This window comes from Stenotrophomonas sp. G106K1 (genome assembly GCF_037969685.1).
GTDB lineage: Bacteria > Pseudomonadota > Gammaproteobacteria > Xanthomonadales > Xanthomonadaceae > Stenotrophomonas > Stenotrophomonas lactitubi.
On sequence record NZ_JBBPFR010000001.1, the window covers coordinates 113119 to 134988 of the forward strand.

Genomic DNA, 21870 nt, shown 5'->3' on the forward strand with positions numbered 1-21870 from the left:
GTCAGAACCCGAAGATTTCCTTGCCCAGTGCGAACACCGGGATGGCCGCCAGCACGCCGTCGACGCGGTCGAGCACGCCGCCGTGGCCGGGGATCAGGTGGCCTGAATCCTTGGCGCCGGCATGGCGCTTGATCAGGCTTTCAAACAGGTCGCCCAGTACCGAGGCGAACACGGCCACCACCGAGGTGACCAGCAGGCCCGGCAGGTGCGCGGCATCGATGCCGGCCAGCCAGCCCAGGCCGATGGCCACCGCAACGCCGGCGATCAGCCCACCGACGAGGCCTTCCCAGGTCTTGTTCGGGCTGATCCGCGGTGCCAGCTTGTGCTTGCCGAAGTGACGGCCAGCGAAGTAGGCGCCCGAATCAGCGGCCCAGACCAGCGCCAGCGCGGCCAGCAGCCACAGGTGGCCCTGGTGGCCCGGAGGGTCGCCGCCGGCATGGATCAGTACCAGCGCAGCCCACGCCGGCACGATCGCCAGGGTGCCGGCCAGCAGCTTGAGGATGCGCGCCGGACTGCCGGGCTGCGCGCCGAAGTTGAAGAAGCGCAGCCAGACCAGCGCGCCCAGCCACCAGGCCACGCCCACCAGGGTCGCGATCTGGAACAGCACCAGGGTGCCGGCATCGGCCCACACCAGCAGCACCATCAGCACCAGATTGAGGACCAGCAGCACGGTGCGGGCGAGGGTGTCTTCGACATCGGCCAGTTTCAGCCATTCCCACAGGCCGATCAGCAGCACGGCAGCTGCGGCGGCGGCCAGCCACTGCGTGGGCAGCAACAGGATCGCAGCAATGGCGACCGGCGCCATGATCAGCGCGGCGAGGACTCGGGTCTTGGTCATGGGCTGGACGTCTCGGTGGCCAGGGCGGCGATCTGGGCGCTGGTCAGGCCGAAGCGGCGCTCACGGCTGGCGTAGGCATCCAGCGCCAGCTGCAGCTGCGCGGCGTCGAAATCCGGCCACAGCACTTCGGTGAACCACAGCTCGGTATACGCCAGCTGCCACAGCAGGAAATTGCTGATGCGGGTATCGCCGCCGGTGCGGATGAACAGGTCCGGTGGCGGCAGGTCGGCCAGAGCCACCTGTCGCCCCAGCAGGGATTCGTCGATCTGCTCGGGAAGCAGGCGACCGGCGGCCACTTCAACGGCCAGTGCGCGCGCGGCACGGGCGATGTCCTGACGGCCACCATAGCTGGCGGCGATCGACAGGGTCAGGGCGCGGTTGTCGGCGGTGCGCTGTTCGGCCAGCTGCATGCGGCTGACCAGGGCAGCACCGAAGCGCTCGCGTTCGCCGATGAAGCGCACGCGCACGCCGCGCCGATGCAGCTCGTCCACTTCGCGATCAAGCGCGCCGAGGAACAGCTTCATCAACGCATCGACTTCTTCCTGCGGCCGGTCCCAGTTCTCGCTGGAGAACGCGAACAGGGTCAGCGCCGGAATGCCCAGTTCCAGGCAGCGCTCGATGGTGCGGTTGACCGCGCGCGCGCCGGCACGATGGCCGATCACGCGGGGGCGACGGCGTTGCTGTGCCCAACGCCCGTTGCCATCCATGATGATGGCAACGTGGCGCGGCAGGGCGGCCGGCAGGGGAGGCGGGACTGAAGGCATCGACTTCAGACCGACATCAGTTCCTTTTCCTTGTCGGCGACGACCTTATCGATGTCCTTGATGTTGGCGTCGGTCAACTTCTGGATATCGTCTTCGCCGCGCTTCTTCTCGTCTTCGCTGATGACCTTGTCCTTCAGCAGCTTGGCGACTTCCTTGTTCGCATCCTGGCGGATGTTGCGCACGGCGATCTTGGCGCCTTCGCCTTCCTTCTGTACCTGCTTGGCAAGTTCCTTGCGGCGCTCTTCGGTCGGCGGCGGCAGGTTGACGCGGATCGAGGTGCCGATGGTGTTCGGGGTCAGCTCGATGTTGTACAGGCCCTTCTCGATCTCCTTGATCATGCTCTTGTCGAAGGGCGTGACCAGCAGGGAGTGGGCGTCGGGGTTGGAAATGGACGCGACCTGGTTCAGCGGCGTGCTGGCGTTGCCGTAAGCATTGACCGTGACGCGGTCCAGCAGGGCCGGCGTTGCGCGACCGGTGCGGATCGAGGTGAGGGTGTGCTTAAGAGCGTCGATGCTCTTGGCCATGCGCGTCTGCGCGTTGTTCTTGATGTCGTTGAGCATCGCCAGGGTCCTGGATGTAACTGGAATCGGGCGATTATAGGCGAATACGGGACGCCGCCGGGCCTGAATCGGCCCGGAGGTCGCCTTGCGCTCAGCCTCAGGCCGGGTCGCGGCCCTGGACGAGGGTGCCGATGTTCTCGCCGTGCAGGATCTTCAGCAGTTCGCCCGGCTGGCCCATGTCGAACACGCGCATCGGCAGGTCGCTGTCGCGGGCCAGGGCGAAGGCGGCGGTATCCATCACTTCCAGGCCACGGCGGATCACTTCGTCGTAGCTCAGGCTGTCGAAGCGGACGGCGTCGCTGTACTTGTTCGGATCCTTGTCGTACACGCCGTCGACCTTGGTTGCCTTCAGCAGCAGGTCGGCACCGATCTCGATCGCGCGCAGGGCAGCGCCCGAGTCGGTGGTGAAGAACGGGCTGCCGACGCCAGCGGCGAAGATCACCAGGCGGCCCTTTTCCAGATGGCGGATGGCGCGGCGGCGGATGTAGTCCTCGCACACGTCGTTGATCTTGATCGCGCTCATCACGCGGGCCTTGGCGCCCACTTTTTCCAGCGCATCCTGCATGGCCAGCGCGTTGATGACCGTGGCCAGCATGCCCATCTGGTCGCCGGTAACGCGGTCCATGCCGCCAGCGGCCAGGCCTGCACCGCGGAAGATGTTGCCACCGCCGATGACCAGGGCGACTTCGGCGCCGGCCTGCTGGGCCTCGACGACTTCACGGGCCAGGCGATTGATGATCTTGGGGTCGATGCCGTAGTCCTCATCTCCCATCAGCGCCTCCCCGGAAAGTTTCAACAGGATGCGGCGATAGGCGAGCTTGGACATAGGGACCTCGGGTGCGTGGAAATCGCGGGCGATTCTACGCGCAAGCGGCGCGCGGCCAAAGCGTTTTGTGCACTGCGGCGCAAAATACCGGTGGGCCCCGTACAGCCGGGGCGCACCATTCAGCCAAGCTCGGCGCCTGCGGTGGCGGACGGTTCATCATGCCCCAGTTCGCCGGGAGAACGCGCGATGACCCGGTTGCGGCCCAGGTTCTTGGAGCGGTAGAGCACGTCGTCGGCGGCGCGCAGCAGGTCCTGCACGCCGGCAAAACGCTCGTAGCCGCCCTGGGTGGCTACGCCGGCCGAGAAGGTGATGAACAGCGGGCCGCCTTCCAGTTCCGCCATCGGGGTGGCGACGATGTTGGCCAGCACCCGGCGGATCACGTCCAGGGCCACCGATTCGCTGGTATTGGGCAGCAGCGCGACAAACTCCTCGCCGCCGAAGCGGGCCACGGTGTCACTGTTGCGCAGCTGCCCCTGCAGTTTGCCGGCAAAGGCGCGCAGCACCTCGTCGCCGGTCAGGTGGCCATGCGCATCGTTGATCTTCTTGAAATCGTCCAGGTCGATGAAGGCCACCGACAACGGCCAGCCATGGCGGCCGGCGCGCAGGAATTCCTGTTCAAGCACGGCTTCGAGCTGGCGGCGGTTGAGGACGCCGGTCAAGGCATCGCGATGGGCCTGGTCGGCCAGGCGCTTGGCCCGCGCCTCGAATTCATCGGCGCGACGGCGCGCCTGGTCGGCATCCTGCAGTTCGCGCAGGTTGCGCAGGGTGGCCAGCTCCTGGGCGTGGTCGATCAGCTCGCGCACGCGGGCCGGCGAATTCAGGCCGTTCTCGAACAGGCTGGCGATGTCCGGCAGCGCTTCGCTGATCCGCGCCAGGACCTGGTCGAAGCGGGCGCTGTCCATCTGCAGGCGGTCGTGGACCTGCTGCAGGGCGCGCTCGCGGGCGGCATCGGCGTCTTCATCCAGCCAGATGTCGGCAACGGCGCCAGACAGCTGTACGCAGGCCTGGAACGGATTCTCGGCGGTAGCTTCGTCTTCGCTGTGGCGGATGCTGTCGACCAGGTAGCGCGGCAGGCCCCACTCCTCGGCTACCCAGGCACCGACATCGGCGTGGCTGCAGCCGAGTTCCTGGCGCTCGCGCGCGATCAGGTCGGGGTTGTCGCGCGCTTCGCGCAGCAGCGGCAGGTAGCGTTCGGATTCGGCCTGGGCCAGGCACAGCACGCCCATGTCCTGCAGCAGTCCGGCCAGCATCAGCTCCTCCAGCCGGCGCAGGCCACGGGCCTGGCCAAGCTGGCTGGCGGCCAGCGCGCTGAGGATGCTGCGCTTCCAGGCGCGTTGGCGCAGGTCGTGGTCGGCGCCGCCTTTGCCGGTCAGGCCCTGGGTGACAGTGAAGCCCAGGGCGAGGCTGATCGTAGCGTTCAGCCCGAGCATGGTCAGCGCCTGGCCGAGGTTCTCGATCCGGCGCCGGCTGGCGTACAGCGGCGAATTGGCGATACGCAGCATGCGGGCACTCAACGCCATGTCGATGGCGATGATGTCCGCAGCGGTTGCGATGTCCGCTTCCGGATCCTGGGCCAGTTCGATGATGCGCAGGGCAATACCGGGCGGCGAGGGGAGGTTGCGGCAAAGCGCCAGTGCAGCTGTCAGCTCGGGAGGCATGTCGGGTCGTTCAATTCCATTAGGACAAGAATACCTAGGAATGCATCACAGTCCGCGACTTTCGTTCCTGTTATGTGACTGCAGGTTCCCTATGCCGAGTATCGGCTTGATTCGCACGCAACGCAAAGACCCTTGGTTCCGGTGTGCGCACCAACGGTGCGCACCCACGGAATGGGCACCACATGCAGCGCACCAACGGTGCGCACCCGCAGAAAGGGCGCCCACCGCGGCGGCAGGCATAAAAAAAGAGCCGCGGTTTCCCGCGGCTCCTTCTGGTTTCATCACAGCCGTGAGGCTGGAATCAGACCTGCATCGCCTTGGCAACTTCGGCGGCGTAGTCTTCCACCACCTTCTCGATGCCTTCGCCAACGACCAGCAGCTGGAAGCCAGCCACGTCGGCGCCGGCAGCCTTGACCACCTGCTCGACGGTCTTGTCGCCGTCCAGCACGTAGCTCTGGCCGTACAGGGTCACTTCGCTGACGATCTTGTTGATCTTGCCGCTGATGATCTTTTCCAGGATGTCGGCCGGCTTGGACTTGTCCTTCTCGGACATCTTGGCCAGTTCGATTTCCTTTTCCTTTTCCACGAACTCGGCCGGCACATCGGCAGCCTTGTTGTGCGGCGGCTTCAGCGCAGCCACGTGCATGGCCAGGCCGCGAGCCAGTTCGGCGTCGCCACCGATCAGGTCGACCAGCACGCCGACCTTGCCGTTGGTGTGGACGTAGGAACCCACGTTGCCGGTGGTGTCCAGCTTCACCAGGCGACGGATCTGGATGTTTTCACCCAGGGTCTGCACGGCGGTCGCGCGGGTTTCTTCGACGGTCTGGCCGGTCGGCAGGGTGGCCGACTTCAGGGCTTCCACGTCGGTGGCGCCCGATGCCAGGGCAGCGGCAGCGACGGAATCAACGAAGTTCTTGAAGTTGATGTCGTTGGCGACGAAGTCGGTTTCCGAGTTGATCTCGACCAGCACGGCCTTGCCGCCGTCCTGGGCCAGGCCCAGACGACCTTCGGCGGCCACGCGGTCAGCCTTCTTGTCGGCCTTGGCAGCGCCGGACTTGCGCAGCGCTTCAGCAGCGGCGTCGATGTTGCCGCCGGCCTCGGTGAGCGCCTTCTTGCATTCCATCATGCCGGCGCCGGTGCGCTCGCGCAGTTCCTTGACCAGGGAAGCAGTGATTTCCACGGGATTACCTCACGAAAGAAAGGGGTTGGGCCGGCATGGTGGCCGGCCCGTGTGACAGTTTCCTGTCGTCGCGCCATCGGCTGCGGACAGGAAAGGTGGGCGCAATGCGCCCACCGGGGCCTGGATCAGGCCTGGGCTTCGCCCTTGTCGGCAGCAGCCTTCTTGGCCGGAGCGCGGCGAGCCGGCTTGCCTTCTTCGGCAGCAGCGTCGGCGAACTCTTCTTCACGGACGGTGGCAGCGTGCGGTGCAGCAGCCTTGCCTTCCAGCACGGCGTCAGCAGCAGCGCGTGCGTACAGCTGCACGGCACGGATGGCGTCGTCGTTGCCCGGGATCGCGTAATCCACCAGTTCCGGGTTGTAGTTGGTATCAACCACGGCGATCACCGGGATGCCGAGCTTCTTGGCTTCCTTGATGGCGATGTCTTCGTGGCCGATATCGATGACGAAGATCGCGTCCGGCAGACGGTTCATGTCCTTGATGCCGCCCAGCGAGGCTTCCAGCTTGTCGCGCTCGCGACGCAGGCCCAGCACTTCGTGCTTGACCAGCTTCTCGAAGGTGCCGTCGGACTCGCCGGCTTCCAGTTCCTTCAGGCGGGCAACCGACTGCTTGACGGTACGGAAGTTGGTCAGGGTGCCGCCCAGCCAACGCTGGTTCATGAACGGCATGCCGCAACGCTCGGCTTCTTCGCGGATCGACTCACGCGCGCTGCGCTTGGTGCCCAGGAACAGGATGGTGCCGCGCTTCTGGGCAACCGACGAGATGAAGTTCATCGCATCGTTGAACAGCGGGACGGTCTTTTCCAGGTTGATGATGTGGATCTTGCCGCGGGCGCCGAAGATGTACGGAGCCATTTTCGGGTTCCAGTAGCGGGTCTGGTGGCCGAAGTGGACGCCGGCTTCCAGCATCTGACGCATGGTGACCTGGGGCATTGCAGAACTCCTGATGGGGAACCGGCGAATCCGCCCGCGGGATAGGTATGCGGGACGCGTGGAAGCGCTGATGGTTCCGGGGTTGGGCTTCCCTGTTGCCTCCGTGGCCGAACTCCTTGCGGAGCACCCCGGCACGGATGGGGGCAGCAGGTGTGGATTCACCGGTGACGTCCGGTGTGGACGGCGTCCCGCGCACAGGGCGGCAGGACATCCCGGGGATTATAGCCCGCCTGGCTGGCGCGCTGCAATTGCGGGCGTCGGTGCGGCCAGGATCACCTCTGCGCCGTCCTGCAGGCGGGCGTGGAACCGGCCGCCGGCATAGCCATCGGCGCGCGGCGGCAGCTGCCACTGGCGCTGGCGCGCCGCCAATATGTAGCCGGCTAGGCCCGGCAGCAGCAGGCTGCGGTGGCCGCCAGCCGTCTCATAGGCTAGATCGCTCAGGCGCGCGTGCCCGGTGCCACCGTTCAGCAGTCGCAGCATGAACTGCGACCCGTTGACCACCACCTCTGCCTGCAGGGAAGGGGCCGCCGTGCGGGCCGGTTCACCGCGGAACAGGGGCAGTGAATAACGCGGCATGGCCGGTTCTGCCGGTGCCAGGATGATACGGAATGCCTGTTCGGCGGCCACCGGCGCGGATGACGCCGGCAGCAGCCAGACGCGCTGGCGCGCCCCGGCAGGCAGGTCCAGCAGGGTCGGGCTGGCCAGCACCTGCGCGCTGCGTTGCAGGTGTTCGGCATCGGGTTGCTGGTCCCACGCCCAGACCTGCACCTGGCCGCGCCAATGCCCAGGGCCGGGATTGTGCAGCCACAGCTCGGACCGCCCCTGTGCGGCCGGCAGGCGCAGGGTGGTCGGCATCAGATCCAGCGCCTGCACGGGCATGGGCAGCAGTGCCAGCAACAGGGGCAGCAGCCGGTGCATCAGTAGTAGGTGGTGGGCGGTTCGGAAGTCGCACGCCCTTGCTCGTCCTGCGCTGGCGGGGCCAGTTCACGGATCTGTGGCGGCAGGTGCAGGGTGTCGCTGTGCTGCTGTGGCACCGGACAACGGGGGCCGCCCTCCGTGCCGGCGCAGCCGTCAACCACGGTCAGGCGGATCTGCAACGGGGCGGGCGCCGGGTCGGCCCACGCTGTCGTGCTGGCAATGGACATCGCTCCGATCAGTACTGCCCGAACCACCTGCCATCCACCCTGTTGTCGACTTGATGCGCGGTATCGGCCGACATGGGCGATTCTGTAGTGCGGGCGTCACTCAGTAGGTGATCGTCACCTGTACCAGGTCGTTGTAGGTGCCGGCCGGTGGTTGGCCACTCACCGGCGGTACCCGGCCATAGATGGTCAACGGTTGCGCGCTGCCAGTGCCGACGCCGCTGAAGGTGTCCACGGTGAGCGTATTGCCCCAGCGCTGGCTGCGCGCAGCATCGCGGTACAGCTCATAGGTCAGGTAATAGTTGTTGCTGCCGATGGTGGTGCGCATGCGCCGGGTACTGCTCAGGGCAGGGTTGTTCTGGCCGTTGTCGAGGCTGACCTGGAATGCGGTGCGCTTGAGGCAGGTCAGGGTGAGGGTGGCGGTCTGGTCGATGTTGGCGGGAATGCCGCCGGTGACGTTGCCGAAATTCATGGTGGTGGTTAAGTAGCTGCCGCATTGCGGCAGCACGGTGGCAGTGGCATTGAAGGTGAAGGCATTGCTGGCGGTGTTGGTGCCGGTAGCGCCGCCATTGCAGGTGGCCGGCACGGTGGCGGTGCCCAGCAGCACCTCGTTCCAGGCCCAGGTGAGCACCACGCTGGCACCGGTGAAGGTGCTGCTGTAGTTGCCGGAGGCCAGTACCTGGTTGGCCGGGATCTGTGCGAACAACTGCGTGGTACGGCTGCCGGAGCCGCCGATCAGCGGCACGTTGTAGGTCATCGTCAGTTCCTGTGCGGGCGGTGTGCCGCGCGGTGCCAGGCCGGTGACTTCGCTGTAGTTGGCGACGTTGTAGATCTGGAAATTGAGCGGATCACTGCTGCCGTTGACCATTGTCCGCCACGGCGAAGTGCTGGTGCCGCCGGTGCCATTGCCCAGGCCGATGCAGACGCGGATGCCGGTGGTGGCGATCAGGCTGAGCGCGGCGGTGGAGCAGTTCACGGTGATGTTCAAGGTGCCGGGGGTGGCACCTGCAGCGCCGCTGCTGACGTTGCCGAAGGGCAGCAGCGCGTCGGCGGTGGCGGTGCAGGTGGCGGCCGCGCGCGTCGGTGCACTGGCGATCAGGCCTGCAAGCAGCAGTAGGCCGAGCAGCAGCGGGCGCAGGCTCACGGCGCCACCTCCGGCACGCATTGCAGGGGCGCCGGACGAGGCCGTGCACCCGCGGCGACCACCTGCGGCGATGCCGGTACCCGCGTGCGGCACTGCCCCCTGCTGGTGGTGATGTACAGCACGGTGCCAGCGGCCACGTCTTCCAGGTACAGCAGTCCGTCGTAACCGACTGATGCCTGGCGCCCATCCGGCAGCTGCACCTCGCTGCCCGCTTCCAGCGGCTGCCCCGCCATGTCCTGCACGGTGAGGGTCAGCGACGGCCGCGAACGCAGGTTGAAGGTCAGGCCGGTGCCGGCACGCTGGCGCGGTGTTACCCAGTCCTCGATGCGATCAGCGCGCATGTCCGCTGGCAGATCCAGAGTATCGATGGATACGCGGTTGCGCTGCCAGGACAGCAGCGGGCTGATCAGCAGCAGTCCACGATCGTCGGTGACACCGATCAGCCGGTTCTCAAGCCGCACTGGAACACCACCAATGCCATTCGTGCTGACCACCGCGAAGGCATCGGCGACTTCGCGGGCGGCGAAAGTGTGCCCGGCCATCCACACCAGGCTGCCGCTGGCGCTGCCATAGGCGTAGTTGAGACCGGCCTGACGCGAGGCACCGAAAGCGTAGCGACCGACATCGTTGAGGATGCCGACTTCGGCCAGGCCGCCGCTGCCGTCGTCGCCGTGGCGGACCTGTGCGCGCCAACCGATGCCCCCGGCACTGCCGTCACCCGGAACTGGCTGGGTGACATCGGCGACCCAGCTCTGGCGGTCGCCGTTGCGCTGGCTGGACAGACTGGCCTGGCGGTTGTTGCCCAGGCTTGCGGTCAGTGACAGGTAGACACTGCGGTCATCGCTGTTGTCCATGTTCTGGTTGACCGACAGGTAGGCCGACCAGCGCTGGCTCCAGCTGCGTGACCAGAACAGGCTGGCATAGCGGTTGTCCTCGCCATCGGGGTAGCGCAGGCGCAGGTAACTGGCACTCAGGGAGCCCAGGCGCAGCAGGTCCAGGCCGACCGTGGCCTGCTCGCTGATGCTGGGCGGCAGGTTGGCCTGCAGCGCGCCCAGGTCGCGGTAGTCGCCGTGGTTGCGAACGCTGCGCAGATTGACGTTGAAGCGGCGGTTGTTCCAGCTGTACCCCAGCGCCCACTGGCCGCCCTGCAGTCCCTGGTAGCGGCTGTGGGCATACGCGGCATTGAACACGCCCGCACCGCCCAGCAGCCACCAGCCGCCCACGCCGGCCTGTGCCAGGCCGCCGCCGCCTTCGGCGTGTGCTTCGCCGGTGAACGTGTCGCTGACGCCGCCGCGCCAGCTGGCGCTTGCCACGGTACGGTCGTCGTAGGCTAAGGAGCGCTCGCCGAACTGCTCGCGCAGCCGGCCGATGCCGAGCGACCAGTCCGACAGGCCCTTGGCCAGCAGCTGCTGGGTGCCGTAGAAGCTGAAATCCAGGGTCTGCATGCGGCCGAACGCATCGGTGACCACGACCTGCGCGCTGCCGTTGCCGCTGATGCCCGGTTGCGCCGTCAGCTGGAATGGTCCGACCGGCACCTGGCCGCTGTACTGGCGCAGGCCATCGACATACAGCTCGACCGTGGATGGCACCACCGCCTGGCCGAGGAAGGCCGGGGTCGGGGTGAGTACACGGTACGGCTGCAGTCCGTAATTGCGCCCGATCTGCAGGCCACCCAGCCGTACCGGCCGGCTCCAGTCGACGAAGCCGCTGTAGAAATCGCCCACCTCCAGGGTCAGCGCCCTTTCCGGGAAATCCAGGGTCCAGCGCGTGTCCAGGCGTACGCTGTCGCCGCGCCAGTGGTGGTCTCCGGTCTGGTAGCGACGGCTGACTGCGGTGTTCTCGAAGGTGCCGGTACCCATGCCGAACACCCGCAGTTCCGAGCTCAGGGTCAGATTGCCGAGGCTGTCGACGCGGCTGCCGTACAGGTCGTAATTGAGCAGGACGCCGGGCGAGGCGCTGCCGCGGGATGCGCGGGCCTGCGGGCGGCTGAGTACGGTCGTGGGCAGGGTCAACTGCTCCAGTGGCACGTCCAGCGCGAGGGTCTGCAGGTGCGCGTCATAACGCACCACCGCGCCGCTGATCTGGTCCAGATACACCGGGGCATCGCCGCTGGCGTTGAAGCCAAGCTGGCGCAGGATTTCGGGGCTGGCCTGCAGGCGGCCACGATTGTCGGTGAAGGGCAGCAGGCCGCATGGCGTGCTGTTGAGGGTCACGTCCAGGTACAGCGTCTGGTTGGCCGTGAGTGGGGTCGGTGGCGGCAACAGGGCATCGGCGGAGACCCCGGAGACATCGGCTGCGTGAGCCGCCGGGGACAGGGCTGCACCGAGCGCTGCGCTCATCAGCGCCTCAGCGAGCCGGTGGTGGCGGCAGCGACGTCTGTTCCGACTCGCCATTGAGCTTGGCCGTGATCTGGTCGTTGTCGCGGTCGATCGCCGTGCGCTCCAGGGGCCAGCGCATGACCTGACCGGGCAGCACGTAGCCCAGCAGGCCGGGATGGACGATGCGCGGCCGCTCCGGACTGCCCAGGGCAAGGTCGGCAATCTGCGCGTAGCTGTTGCCGGTATTGCCTACTTCCACACCGTTGCGACCGTCGTCCAGCCGGACCAGGCGGGCGTGCAGCTGGGGCGCCAGCCGGCTGCCGGCGCCGGGTTGCACGAATACCGGGATGGAATAGCGCAGCACGAACTGCATGCCTTCGCTGCGCGTGGCCAGATCGGGCACCTCATCGACGATCAGCCGGTAGTACTGCTGTTCGGCCGGTGCGTCGGTCACCGCGCGCATGACCCGCACCAGCTGCTGCTGGCCGGCGGCCAGTTCCTGCATCGGTGGCGTGGCCAGCAGATCCTCGGTGGGCAGCAACTGCTCCTTCCCGTCATGTTGTACCCAACGGAACACCCGCACCTGCAGCTTCACTGGTGAGGTGCCGCTGTTGGTCAGCCACAGTTCGCCAGCGCGCTGGCGCGCTTCCAGCTGCAGGCTGGTGGGTGCGACCTGCAGGCTGGTCGCCGGGACCTCGGCGGCCACCAGCAGGCCAAAGACGAGCAGCGCCACGCCGGTGGCGCGCCACGGGCGGGATCCGGCCATGCGGGCGTGCTCCATCAATAGGTGATCGTGGCGGTAACGGTATCCAGGTAGTTGCCGGTAGCAGCGTTGGCCGTGCTCAGGTTGAGGATCTGGCCGTAGACGATGTACGGCACCGCCAGCCCGGTGCCGATACCGGCCTGGGTGTTGGTGCCGGTGGTGGCGCCCCAGACCAGGGTGTGTGCGGCATCCTGGTAGAGCTGGTAGCCCACGTAGTTGTTCGCGGTCACTGCGGCGTTGGTGTTCTTCATCCGCCGCGTGGTGACGTCATTGGCCGTGCCGGCATTGGCGCCGGCATTCAGCGCGATGGTGTACGGGGTCAGCGCCGAACACTGCGCGGTCACGGTGCCCTGGCCCAGGGTGGGGGTGGCGGTGGTGGAGGCGGTGGTACCGAAGTCGACGTTGGTGGCCGCAGCGGCAGTGATGGTGCAGGCCTTGGTGACCACCAGGGTGACGTTGAACGTGGTGGTGTCGGCGGCGGCCGCCGGGCCGGCCAGCAACAGGGCCAGGGCCCAGGCCAAAGGGGAACGAGCTGCGGATCGCATGGACAACCTCCCTGACCCGAAGGTCCGTTGAACAGGGCGAGAACGGCACGTTCGGCGCCGTTTTGACGACAGTGGGGCCAGCGTAGGCACCGCAAGTGTCTGTATTGCGTGAGAATCAGGGATTCGAAAGGGTGTGGACCATCACGCTTTCACATTCCTTGCCGGATCCGTGCATGGCCCGGATCGCCAGTTGGGTGGCGTTCGTTCAGATTGCGGCCGGATCGGCGATAATGGGAGCCATGAGCGTGAATATCAAAACCCCGCAGGAAATCGAGATGATGCGCATCGCCGGCCGCCTGGCCAGCGAAGTGCTCGACATCGTCACCCCCCACGTCAAGCCCGGTGTCACGACCGAGGAACTGGACCGCATCTGCCACGACCACATCGTGAACGTGCAGGGCGCCATTCCGGCCAACGTCGGCTACCGCGGCTTCCCCAAGACCGTGTGCACCTCGGTCAACAATGTCATCTGCCACGGCATTCCCAGCGAAGGGAAGGTCCTCAAGGATGGCGACATCATCAATATCGACGTCACCGTCATCAAGGACGGCTGGCATGGCGACACCAGCCGCATGTATTTCGTCGGCACCCCGTCGGTGATGGCCAAGCGCTTGGTCGACGCCACCTATGAAGCGATGTGGCGCGGCATCCGCGCGGTGCGTCCGGGTGCAACCCTGGGCGACGTCGGCCACGCGATCCAGAGCTATGCCGAAGGCGAGCGTTTCAGCGTGGTGCGCGAGTACTGCGGCCATGGCATCGGCAAGGTCTACCACGATGAACCGCAGGTGGTGCATTACGGCCGTCCGGGCCAGGGCCTGGTGCTGCAGCCGGGCATGACCTTCACCATCGAGCCGATGATCAACGAGGGCACCCGCTACAACAAGGTACTGCCCGATGGCTGGACCGTGGTGACCAAGGACCGCAAGCTGTCGGCGCAGTGGGAGCACATGATCGCGGTCACCGAGACCGGCGTGGACGTGCTGACCCTGTCGCCGGGCGAGTCGCAGGTCTCCTGAGGATGCTGCCGGCGAGTTCGCTGCTGGACACGCCGGCCGCGTCGCTCAACGACCCGGATTGGGCTGCTGCCGCGCGCGATGCGCTGCAGCAGGCCGACACGCGCCTGTACCGCCGCTTCGACCAGGGCGACAACATCGAGCGCCTGCTGGCGTTGCGCGCGCGCGCGGCCGATCACCTGATCCGCCATGCCTGGCAGCGCTGCCTGCCGGCCGACAGTGGCCTGTCGTTGTTCGCAGTGGGTGGCTATGGGCGTGGTGAACTGTTCCCGCGTTCGGACATCGACCTGCTGGTGTTCGGCGATCCGCAGGCGCAGCTGGCCCACGAAGAGTCGCTCGCGCGGCTGTTCGCGCTGCTGTGGGACTGCGGCCTGGCGGTCAGTCACGCGGTGCGTTCGGCCACTCAATGCAGCGAGGCCGCTGCCGACCAGACTGTGCTGACGGCGTTGATCGAAGCGCGCCCACTGATGGCCGATGAGGCGGCGCGGCGTGCGCTGCGTGCGGCGGTGGATGACCGCGAACTGTGGCCGCCACGTGCGTTTTTCCTGGCCAAGCTCGAGGAGCTGCGCAACCGTCACCAGCGCTTCGGTGACACTGCCGACAACCTGGAGCCGGACCTGAAAGATGGCCCCGGCGGCCTGCGTGACCTCAACACGCTGGGCTGGATGGCGCTGCGTGCGTTTGGTGTGCGCGATCTGGAAGCGCTGGTCGGCCTGGGCCACCTGGGCGCTGACGAGGCCGCTGCGCTGAAGCGTGAACGCGCGGTGCTGGCACGACTTCGCTTCGGCCTGCATCTGGTGGCGCGACGCCCGGAAGAGCGCCTGCGCTTCGATTACCAGAAGACCCTGGCCGCGCGCCTGGGCTTTGAAGACGACGCCGAAAGCCTGGGCGTCGAGAAGATGATGCAGGGCTTCTACCGCGCCGCTTCGGTGGTGCGGCGGATCAGCGACCGTCTGCTGCAGCGTTTCGAAGAACAGTTCGATGGCGAGGCACAGCCCGAGCCGCTGACCGTGGGGTTCGCTCTGCGCCGCGGCTATCTGGCGGCCAACGATGCCGACTGGCCGAACGCGGACATCGGCCAGGTCTTCGCGCTGTTCGCCAGCTGGGCCAACAATCCACAGATCCGCGGCCTGCATTCGTTGACCGCGCGCGCGCTGGCCGAATCGCTGCCGCTACTGCCTGCCTATGACCAGGCAGACCCTGACGCGCGCGAACAGTTCATGGCCCTGCTGCGTGGCCAGCGCCCGGTCGACACGCTTTCGCGCATGGCGCGGCTGGGCGTGCTCGGGCAGTGGATTCCCGCGTTCGCCCAGGTCAGCGGGCGCATGCAGTTCGACCTGTTCCATGTCTACACCGTCGACCAGCACACGCTGATGGTCCTGCGCAACATGGGGCTGTTTGCCAGCAGTCGCGCCGACGAACGTTTCTCGATCGCCCATGAAGTCTGGCCGCGCCTGCGCAAGCCCGAACTGCTGCTGCTGGCCGGCCTGTTCCACGACATCGCCAAGGGGCGCGGCGGCGATCATTCCGAACTGGGCGCGGTCGATGCACGGGCGTTCTGCCACGCGCAGGGGCTGAGTGGTTCGGATACCGAACTGGTGGCCTGGCTGGTCGAACAGCACCTGCGGATGTCGGTGACCGCGCAGAAGCAGGACATCGCCGATGCGGACGTGATCCATCGTTTTGCGTCCCTGGTCGGCAGCCGCGACCGCCTCGATTACCTCTATCTGCTGACCTGCGCCGACATCGCCGGCACCAGCCCGAAACTGTGGAACGCGTGGAAGGACCGGCTGCTGGCCGATCTGTACTTCGCTACCCGGCGCGCGCTGCGCGAGGGCCTGGAGCACCCGGTGCCGGCCGCCGAGCGTGTGGCCGAAGCGCGCGACAGCGTGCGTGCACTGGTGCGCGAACAGGGCTACGACGATGCCACCATCGACCGCCAGTTCGCGGTGATGCCCGACGAAGGCTTCATCCGCCTGCGCCCGGAACAGCTGGCCTGGCAGGCCGCCGCGCTGGTGCCGATCAAGCAGGGCCAGACCCTGGTGAAGGTTCGCCGGATCAGCGTCGACGACCCGGCATTGGAAGTGTTCGTGCACTCGCCGGACCGTGATGGCCTGTTCGCCGCGATCGTGATGACCCTGGACCGCAAGGGCTACGGCATCCACCGCGCGCGCGTGCTGGATGGTCCGGCCGACACGATTTTCGATAATTTTGAAGTGAGCCCGGCCGATACGTTTGCCGATGGCAGCAGCGCCAACCTGGAAGCGGCGCTGCGCGAGGCGCTCAGTGGCGATTTGACGCGGCTGCGTCCCTCGCGCCGGGTGGTGCCGCGCCAGCTGCGCCATTTCCGTTTTGCTCCGCGCATCGAGTTCCGCGATGAACCCGGCGCAACCCGTTTCTCCTTGGTCGCACCCGACCGCCCCGGCCTGCTGGCCGACGTGGCGTTCGTGCTGCGCAACCAGGGACTGCGCGTGCAGGACGCGCGTATTGCCACATTCGGCGAACGCGCCGAAGACACCTTCGTGATCAGTGACGAACACGACCTCCCCCTGACTGAATCCGCCCGGCAGCAGCTGCATGACGCAATGCTGGCCTGCCTGGACCCTGATCGAAACGCCGGAGACCCCGCCTGATGGCCACCAAGCCTGTGAAGAAGACTGTCGCGACCGCCAAGAGCGCAGCAGCCAAAAAGACCGCTGCCGCTGAGCCGGTTGCGAAGAAGACTGCCGCGCCGAAGAAGGCTGCGGTGAAGAAGGCCCCGGCGAAGAAGGCCTCGGCCAAGACCGTAGAGGCCGCGCGTGCCGAGAACATCGCACGCAAGTCGCTGCGCAAGCCGGCCGGCCCGGGCGTGGAAGAACTGAAGTTCGGCATCGAAAGCGCCTTCGAGCGCCGCGCCACGCTGACCCTGCACGAACTGGAAGGCTCGACCCGTCCGCTGGTCAACCGCGTGATCGATGGCCTGGAAAGCGGCGAATTCCGCGTCGCCGAGCCGGACGGCCATGGTGGCTGGAAGGTCAACGAATGGCTGAAAAAGGCCGTGCTGCTGTATTTCCGCGTCAACGACATGGCCGTGGTTGATGCACGCCCGGCACCGTTCTGGGACAAGGTCGAATCGCGCTTTGCCGGCTATGACGAGGCGAAATTCCGCCGCGGCGGCGTGCGTGTTGTGCCGGGTGCGATTGCCCGTCGCGGCACGTACTTCGGCAAGGACGTGGTGCTGATGCCGAGCTTCACCAACATCGGTGCCTACGTCGGCGAAGGCACCATGGTCGACACCTGGGCCACCGTCGGTTCCTGCGCGCAGATCGGCCAGCACTGCCACCTGTCCGGTGGTGCCGGCATCGGCGGCGTGCTCGAGCCGCTGCAGGCCAGCCCGACCATCATCGAAGACCATTGCTTCATCGGTGCGCGTTCGGAAGTGGTGGAAGGCGTGGTCGTCGGCCATCACAGCGTGATCGGCATGGGCGTGTTCCTCAGCCAGAGCACCCGCATCTACAACCGCGCCACCGGCGAAATCAGCTACGGCTACATCCCGCCGTACAGCGTGGTGGTGTCCGGCTCGCTGCCGAGCAAGGATGGTACCCACTCGCTGTACTGCGCGGTGATCGTCAAGCAGGTCGATGCCCGCACCCGCAGCAAGACCAGCGTCAACGACCTGCTGCGCGGCCTGGCCGACTGACGGAGCCGCACGCATGAGCACCACCGTCTACGGTCTGAAGAACTGCGATACCTGCAAGAAGGCGACGAAGTGGCTGGACCGTTTCGGCGTGCCGTACACCTTCGTCGACTACCGCGACAACACGCCCAGCCCGGAAACACTGTTGGAATGGGCCGCCCAGCTGGGTGGCCTGGCGGCGATGGTCAACAGGTCCTCCACCACCTGGCGGCAGCTGCCGGACAACCGCAAGGCCGCCGATTCGGAGGCGGAGTGGAAGCTGCTGCTGCGCGAGTACCCGCAGCTGATCAAGCGTCCGCTGGTGGTGACTGCCGACGGCAAGGTCAGCCAGGGTTTCAGCGACAACGGCTTCAAGGCGCGCTTCGGCGTGGGCGGCGCGTGAGCGCCGTCCTCGACCTGGCCTGCGATCTGATTGCTCGGCCGTCGGTGACCCCGGACGATGCTGGCTGCCAGGCGCTGATCGGCGAACGTCTGCAGGCTGCGGGTTTCGCCTGTGAGCACCTGCGGCTGGGCGAGGTCGACAACCTGTGGGCCACCCACGGCAGCGGCGCACCGGTGCTGGTCCTGCTGGGCCACACCGACGTGGTGCCGCCGGGCCCGCGTGAGGCATGGCAGAGCGATCCGTTCGCACCGCAGATCCGCGATGGCGTGCTGTACGGTCGCGGCACCGCGGACATGAAGGGCAGCGTGGCCGCGTTCGTGATCGCTGCCGAACAGTTCGTCGCGGCGCATCCGCAGCACACCGGCACGCTGGCGGTGCTGTTGACCAGTGACGAAGAGGGCGATGCCATCGACGGCGTGCGCCATGTCGCACGGCTGTTCGCCGAACGCGGCCAGCGTATTGACTGGTGCATCACCGGCGAGCCGTCGTCCACCACCACGCTGGGTGACCTGCTGCGCGTTGGACGGCGTGGCAGCCTGTCGGCCAAGCTGCGCGTGCAGGGTGTGCAGGGCCACGTGGCCTATCCGGACAAGGCGCGCAACCCGATCCATCTTGCCGCGCCGATGCTGGCCGAACTGAGCGCACGGCGCTGGGACGAGGGCTATGAGAGCTTCCCGTCGACCAGCCTGCAGATCTCCAACATCCATGCCGGTACCGGCGCCAACAACGTGATTCCCGGTGAGCTGGAGGTGGATTTCAACATCCGCTACAACCCGCATTGGGATGCACCGAAGCTGGAGGCGGAGATCACCGCGCTGCTGGAGCGTCATGGCCTGCAGTACACGCTGAAGTGGCACCGCAGCGGCGAGCCGTTCTACACCCCGGAAGGGACATTGCGCGCAACAGCGCGCGCGGTGCTGGCCGAGCACGCCGGACGCGCGCCGGAAGAGAGCACCGGTGGTGGCACCTCCGATGCGCGCTTCATCGCGCCCCTGGGTGCACAGTGCATCGAAGTCGGCCCGGTCAACGCCAGCATCCACCAGGTCGATGAAAACGTGCGCGTGGACGAGCTGGAAGCGCTGCCGGGCCTGTACCAGCGACTGGTTGAACGCCTGCTGGTGTAGCGCCCGTCTGCCGGATTATGTGGATCCGCCGGGCATGGCCCGGCGCTACTCCGAGAACTGGAAGAACGGCGGTTTGATCGCTTCGCGCCAGTACGACTCGTCGGCCATGTAGAAGTCCTGCGCGTGGGCCCTGGCGAACCACGCCGCCGCGGCATCCCCGTTCTTCTGCAGGCCATCGCCGCCGCGTCCGAGTGCCAGTCCGGCCAGGTACTGCCCATATACGTTGCCCTGTGCAGCGGCACGCTCATACCAGCGCAGCGCTTCGGTTTTGTCCTGCACTACGCCGATGCCGGCCTCGTACAGCGTGCCCAGGTCCACCTGCGCTTCGGCATCGCCGCGCGCGGCGCGGCGCTGGATGCGCGCGATCACCGGGTTCGGTGAGGCATCGGCGCTGAGTGGAGTGCCGGGTTTCGCGGACCCGCTGGTGGCATCGCGCAACGGCTGCAGCTTGTACAGGTGGCGCAGGTAGACCGCGCGGCGCAGGCGCCAGCGCAGTGCGCCCTCCATGTCGCCACGTCGCTCGTACCATGTTTCCAGATCGCTCATCGCATACGGCGAGCCGTGATAGGCAGCGCGGTGGTACCAGCGGTAGGCCTTGCGCGCGGAGGGTTTGAGCACCACCGCGTCGGGATTCTGCGGGGTATCAGCACTGTCCAGCCGGCCGCGTTCCAGGATCCTGCCAAGCTGTTCCTCGGCACTGGTGGTGCGGTGCGTGCGCGGCGTGGTGTCGGCAGCACGCGCGTACCAGTCCAGCGCACGCACGTCGTTGCGGTACTGGTACAGCTTGGCCACGCGCAGCACCGAATCGAACTGGCCATCGGCAGCCGCGGCCAAGGCCTCGCGTTCGCTGTCATCGACCGGGCGGGTGGGCGTGGTCGCGCAGCCGGCCAGGGCGATCAGGGCCAGGAGGGGCAGCAGGCGACGGCAGCAAGGGTTCATCCATGAGTTCCGGAAAGCGGGCAGGGGATTATCCGCGTCGGTACCGGCGTGGCCGCTGAATCGGTTGCCATCGCAACAGTTGCGCCGCGCCGGAAACCCGGTTACGGTCGGATCCATGTCGCTCCGCCTGGCCACCGCCGTCAACAACAGCAACCGCAATAATCTGCGTGGGAATAACCGTGCGCGCAATCGTGCGCGGCCGATGCGGGACTGCGCCCTGGGTAGATAGACAGCAACATACGCCCGGACACCAGAAAACCCGCATCGGCCGATGCGGGTTTTTTTGTGCCCGGGCGCAGCCCCACCCGGGCCTGGATGGCCGGTCGAACACCTTCCCCCCGTGTACTTCCCCACAACAGGAGTTCCACCCATGTGTTCGATCTTCGGTATTTTCGGCCTGCAGGCCGGTGACGATCTTCCTTCCCTGCGCCGCCATGCGCTGGAGCTGTCGCAGCGCCAGCGCCATCGTGGCCCGGACTGGAGCGGCGTGTACCTGGACGAAGGCGCGCTGCTGGTGCACGAGCGCCTGGCCATCGTCGATCCGGCCGGCGGCTCGCAGCCGCTGCTGTCCGAAGACGGGCAGCTGGCGCTGGCGGTCAACGGCGAGATCTACAACCACCAGCAACTCAAGGCCGGACTTGCCCAGGCCTATGCCTTCCAGACCGGCTCGGACTGCGAGGTGATCAACGCGCTGTACCGCCAGGGCGGGGCGCCGGCGCAGTGGCTGGAGCAGCTCAACGGCATCTTCGCTTTTGCTTTGTGGGATCGCAGTGCGGGTCGTGTACTGATCGCGCGCGACCCGGTCGGCGTGGTGCCGCTGTACTGGGGCCATGATGCGCAGGGGCGGCTGCGCGTAGCTTCTGAAATGAAGGCGCTGGTCGACACCTGCGCCGACGTTGCCCAGTTCCCGCCGGGCCATTACTACGACAGCGCCAGCGGCGAACTGGTGCGCTACTACCAGCAGCCGTGGCGCGAGTACGACGACGTGCAGGGCCGCCAGGCCGATCTCGCCGAGCTGCGCCAGGCCTTTGAACATGCGGTCGAACGCCAGTTGATGAGTGACGTGCCGTATGGCGTGCTGCTGTCGGGCGGGCTGGATTCGTCGCTGGTTGCCGCCGTGGCAGCACGTTATGCGCGCCGTCGCATCGAAGATGGGGGCCAGAGCGAAGCCTGGTGGCCGCGCCTGCATTCGTTCGCCATCGGCCTGAAGGGCTCGCCGGATCTGGCTGCTGCTGCGGTCGCCGCCGAAGCGCTGGGCACCGTGCACCACGGCTTCGAATACACCTTCGAGGAAGGTCTGGATGTGTTGCCGGAGGTGATCCGCCACATTGAAACCTACGACGTCACCACCATCCGCGCCTCCACGCCGATGTTCCTGCTGGCGCGCCGGATCAAGGCGATGGGGGTGAAGATGGTGCTGTCCGGTGAGGGCAGCGACGAGATCTTCGGCGGCTATCTTTACTTCCACAAGGCGCCGGACGCGCGCGAATTCCACCAGGAACTGGTGCGCAAGCTCGATGCCCTGCACAACTATGATTGCCTGCGCGCCAACAAGTCGATGATGGCCTGGGGCGTGGAGCCGCGCGTGCCGTTCCTGGACCGCGAGTTCCTCGACGTGGCGATGCGTTTCGATGCCGCGCACAAGATGGTCGGCGCCGGCTTCGGTGGTCGCCGCATCGAGAAGGCGGTACTGCGCGAGGCCTTCCAGGGCTACCTGCCGGACAGCATCCTGTGGCGGCAGAAGGAGCAGTTCAGCGATGGCGTCGGCTACGGTTGGATCGATGGCCTGAAGGCGCACGCCGAAGCGCAGGTCAGCGACCGCGTGCTGGCCGCCGCCGCCAAGCGCTTCCCGCACAACCCGCCGCAGACCAAGGAGGCGTACTACTACCGCCATCTGTTCGAGCAGTTCTTCCCCAGCCATGCGGCGGCTGAAACCGTGCCGGGTGGCAAGTCGATCGCCTGTTCCTCGCCGGCAGCCATTGCCTGGGACGCCAGCTTCGCCGCCGCCGCTGATCCCTCGGGCCGCGCCATCGCCGGCGTGCACGAGCAGGCGTTGGCCTGACCGGCAG

The 21870-nt window shown here is 66.9% G+C and carries 20 protein-coding genes; 6 read left to right on the top strand and 14 right to left on the bottom strand.

Annotation, left to right across the window (positions count from 1 at the left end; all coding sequences use genetic code 11):
• Position 1: 1 nt before the first annotated feature.
• From WKB25_RS00520 to WKB25_RS00580, 13 genes are all read right to left on the bottom strand, one after another.
• The gene (locus tag WKB25_RS00520) at positions 2–838 is read right to left on the bottom strand and encodes a phosphatidate cytidylyltransferase (protein ID WP_340568105.1); all 837 of its coding nucleotides are present in this window, start codon (positions 836–838) and stop codon (positions 2–4) included.
• Complete coding sequence (gene uppS, locus WKB25_RS00525; RefSeq protein WP_340568107.1) at positions 835–1602, bottom strand: polyprenyl diphosphate synthase; 768 nt, start codon at positions 1600–1602, stop codon at positions 835–837. Before uppS ends, WKB25_RS00520 begins: the two co-directional genes overlap by 4 nt.
• Positions 1603–1607: 5 nt before the next feature.
• The gene (frr, locus tag WKB25_RS00530) at positions 1608–2162 is read right to left on the bottom strand and encodes a ribosome recycling factor (RefSeq protein ID WP_099821430.1); all 555 of its coding nucleotides are present in this window, start codon (positions 2160–2162) and stop codon (positions 1608–1610) included.
• A gap of 97 nt (positions 2163–2259) precedes the next feature.
• Entirely contained in the window at positions 2260–2988 is a 729-nt protein-coding gene (pyrH, locus tag WKB25_RS00535) for a UMP kinase (protein ID WP_025877663.1), read from the bottom strand.
• Between the two features lie 119 nt (positions 2989–3107).
• The gene (locus tag WKB25_RS00540) at positions 3108–4646 is read right to left on the bottom strand and encodes a GGDEF domain-containing protein (protein WP_340568110.1); all 1539 of its coding nucleotides are present in this window, start codon (positions 4644–4646) and stop codon (positions 3108–3110) included.
• A 301-nt stretch (positions 4647–4947) separates the two neighbouring features.
• Entirely contained in the window at positions 4948–5826 is an 879-nt protein-coding gene (gene tsf / locus WKB25_RS00545; RefSeq protein WP_100464286.1) for a translation elongation factor Ts, read from the bottom strand.
• Between the two features lie 125 nt (positions 5827–5951).
• Positions 5952–6755 carry a 30S ribosomal protein S2 gene (gene rpsB, locus WKB25_RS00550; protein WP_099821427.1) on the bottom strand — a complete coding sequence of 268 codons (804 nt, stop codon included), beginning with the start codon at positions 6753–6755 and terminating at the stop codon, positions 5952–5954.
• Between the two features lie 219 nt (positions 6756–6974).
• Positions 6975–7673: a fimbria/pilus periplasmic chaperone gene (locus tag WKB25_RS00555; protein WP_340568112.1), complete on the bottom strand. Its 699-nt coding sequence runs from the start codon at positions 7671–7673 to the stop codon at positions 6975–6977.
• Entirely contained in the window at positions 7673–7900 is a 228-nt protein-coding gene (locus WKB25_RS00560) for a hypothetical protein (protein WP_340568114.1), read from the bottom strand. The genes WKB25_RS00555 and WKB25_RS00560 overlap by 1 nt, the downstream gene beginning before the upstream one ends.
• 100 nt (positions 7901–8000) lie before the next feature.
• Positions 8001–9035, bottom strand: coding sequence for a spore coat U domain-containing protein (locus WKB25_RS00565; RefSeq protein WP_340568484.1), 1035 nt, complete (start codon positions 9033–9035; stop codon positions 8001–8003).
• Between the two features lie 2 nt (positions 9036–9037).
• Positions 9038–11380: a fimbria/pilus outer membrane usher protein gene (locus WKB25_RS00570; RefSeq protein ID WP_340568115.1), complete on the bottom strand. Its 2343-nt coding sequence runs from the start codon at positions 11378–11380 to the stop codon at positions 9038–9040.
• Positions 11381–11387: 7 nt separating this feature from the next.
• Positions 11388–12140 (bottom strand): molecular chaperone, encoded by a 753-nt coding sequence (locus tag WKB25_RS00575; protein WP_340568117.1) that lies wholly within the window; start codon positions 12138–12140, stop codon positions 11388–11390.
• Positions 12140–12667: a spore coat U domain-containing protein gene (locus WKB25_RS00580; protein WP_340568118.1), complete on the bottom strand. Its 528-nt coding sequence runs from the start codon at positions 12665–12667 to the stop codon at positions 12140–12142. The genes WKB25_RS00575 and WKB25_RS00580 overlap by 1 nt, the downstream gene beginning before the upstream one ends.
• 173 nt (positions 12668–12840) lie before the next feature.
• Here WKB25_RS00580 and map point away from each other — a divergent pair, with 173 nt between their 5' ends.
• Genes map through dapE form a run of 5 tightly spaced genes read left to right on the top strand, consistent with a single transcriptional unit; the run spans position 12841 to position 18862 of the window.
• Positions 12841–13683 (top strand): type I methionyl aminopeptidase, encoded by an 843-nt coding sequence (map, locus tag WKB25_RS00585; protein WP_100464301.1) that lies wholly within the window; start codon positions 12841–12843, stop codon positions 13681–13683.
• A gap of 2 nt (positions 13684–13685) precedes the next feature.
• Positions 13686–16313 carry a [protein-PII] uridylyltransferase gene (locus tag WKB25_RS00590; protein WP_340568120.1) on the top strand — a complete coding sequence of 876 codons (2628 nt, stop codon included), beginning with the start codon at positions 13686–13688 and terminating at the stop codon, positions 16311–16313.
• Positions 16313–17359 carry a 2,3,4,5-tetrahydropyridine-2,6-dicarboxylate N-succinyltransferase gene (gene dapD, locus WKB25_RS00595; RefSeq protein ID WP_340568121.1) on the top strand — a complete coding sequence of 349 codons (1047 nt, stop codon included), beginning with the start codon at positions 16313–16315 and terminating at the stop codon, positions 17357–17359. Before WKB25_RS00590 ends, dapD begins: the two co-directional genes overlap by 1 nt.
• Positions 17360–17372: 13 nt before the next feature.
• On the top strand, positions 17373–17738 hold the full coding sequence (locus WKB25_RS00600) for an arsenate reductase (RefSeq protein WP_340568123.1): 366 nt from the start codon (positions 17373–17375) through the stop codon (positions 17736–17738).
• Entirely contained in the window at positions 17735–18862 is a 1128-nt protein-coding gene (gene dapE / locus WKB25_RS00605; protein ID WP_340568125.1) for a succinyl-diaminopimelate desuccinylase, read from the top strand. The genes WKB25_RS00600 and dapE overlap by 4 nt, the downstream gene beginning before the upstream one ends.
• A gap of 45 nt (positions 18863–18907) precedes the next feature.
• On the opposite strand, the gene WKB25_RS00610 is transcribed toward dapE, so the two are convergent.
• Positions 18908–19801, bottom strand: a complete 894-nt coding sequence (locus tag WKB25_RS00610; protein ID WP_340568127.1) for a tetratricopeptide repeat protein — start codon at positions 19799–19801, stop codon at positions 18908–18910.
• A gap of 370 nt (positions 19802–20171) precedes the next feature.
• On the opposite strand from WKB25_RS00610, the gene asnB reads away from it, so the two are divergent.
• Entirely contained in the window at positions 20172–21863 is a 1692-nt protein-coding gene (gene asnB / locus WKB25_RS00615; RefSeq protein ID WP_340568129.1) for an asparagine synthase B, read from the top strand.
• Positions 21864–21870 lie beyond the last annotated feature (7 nt).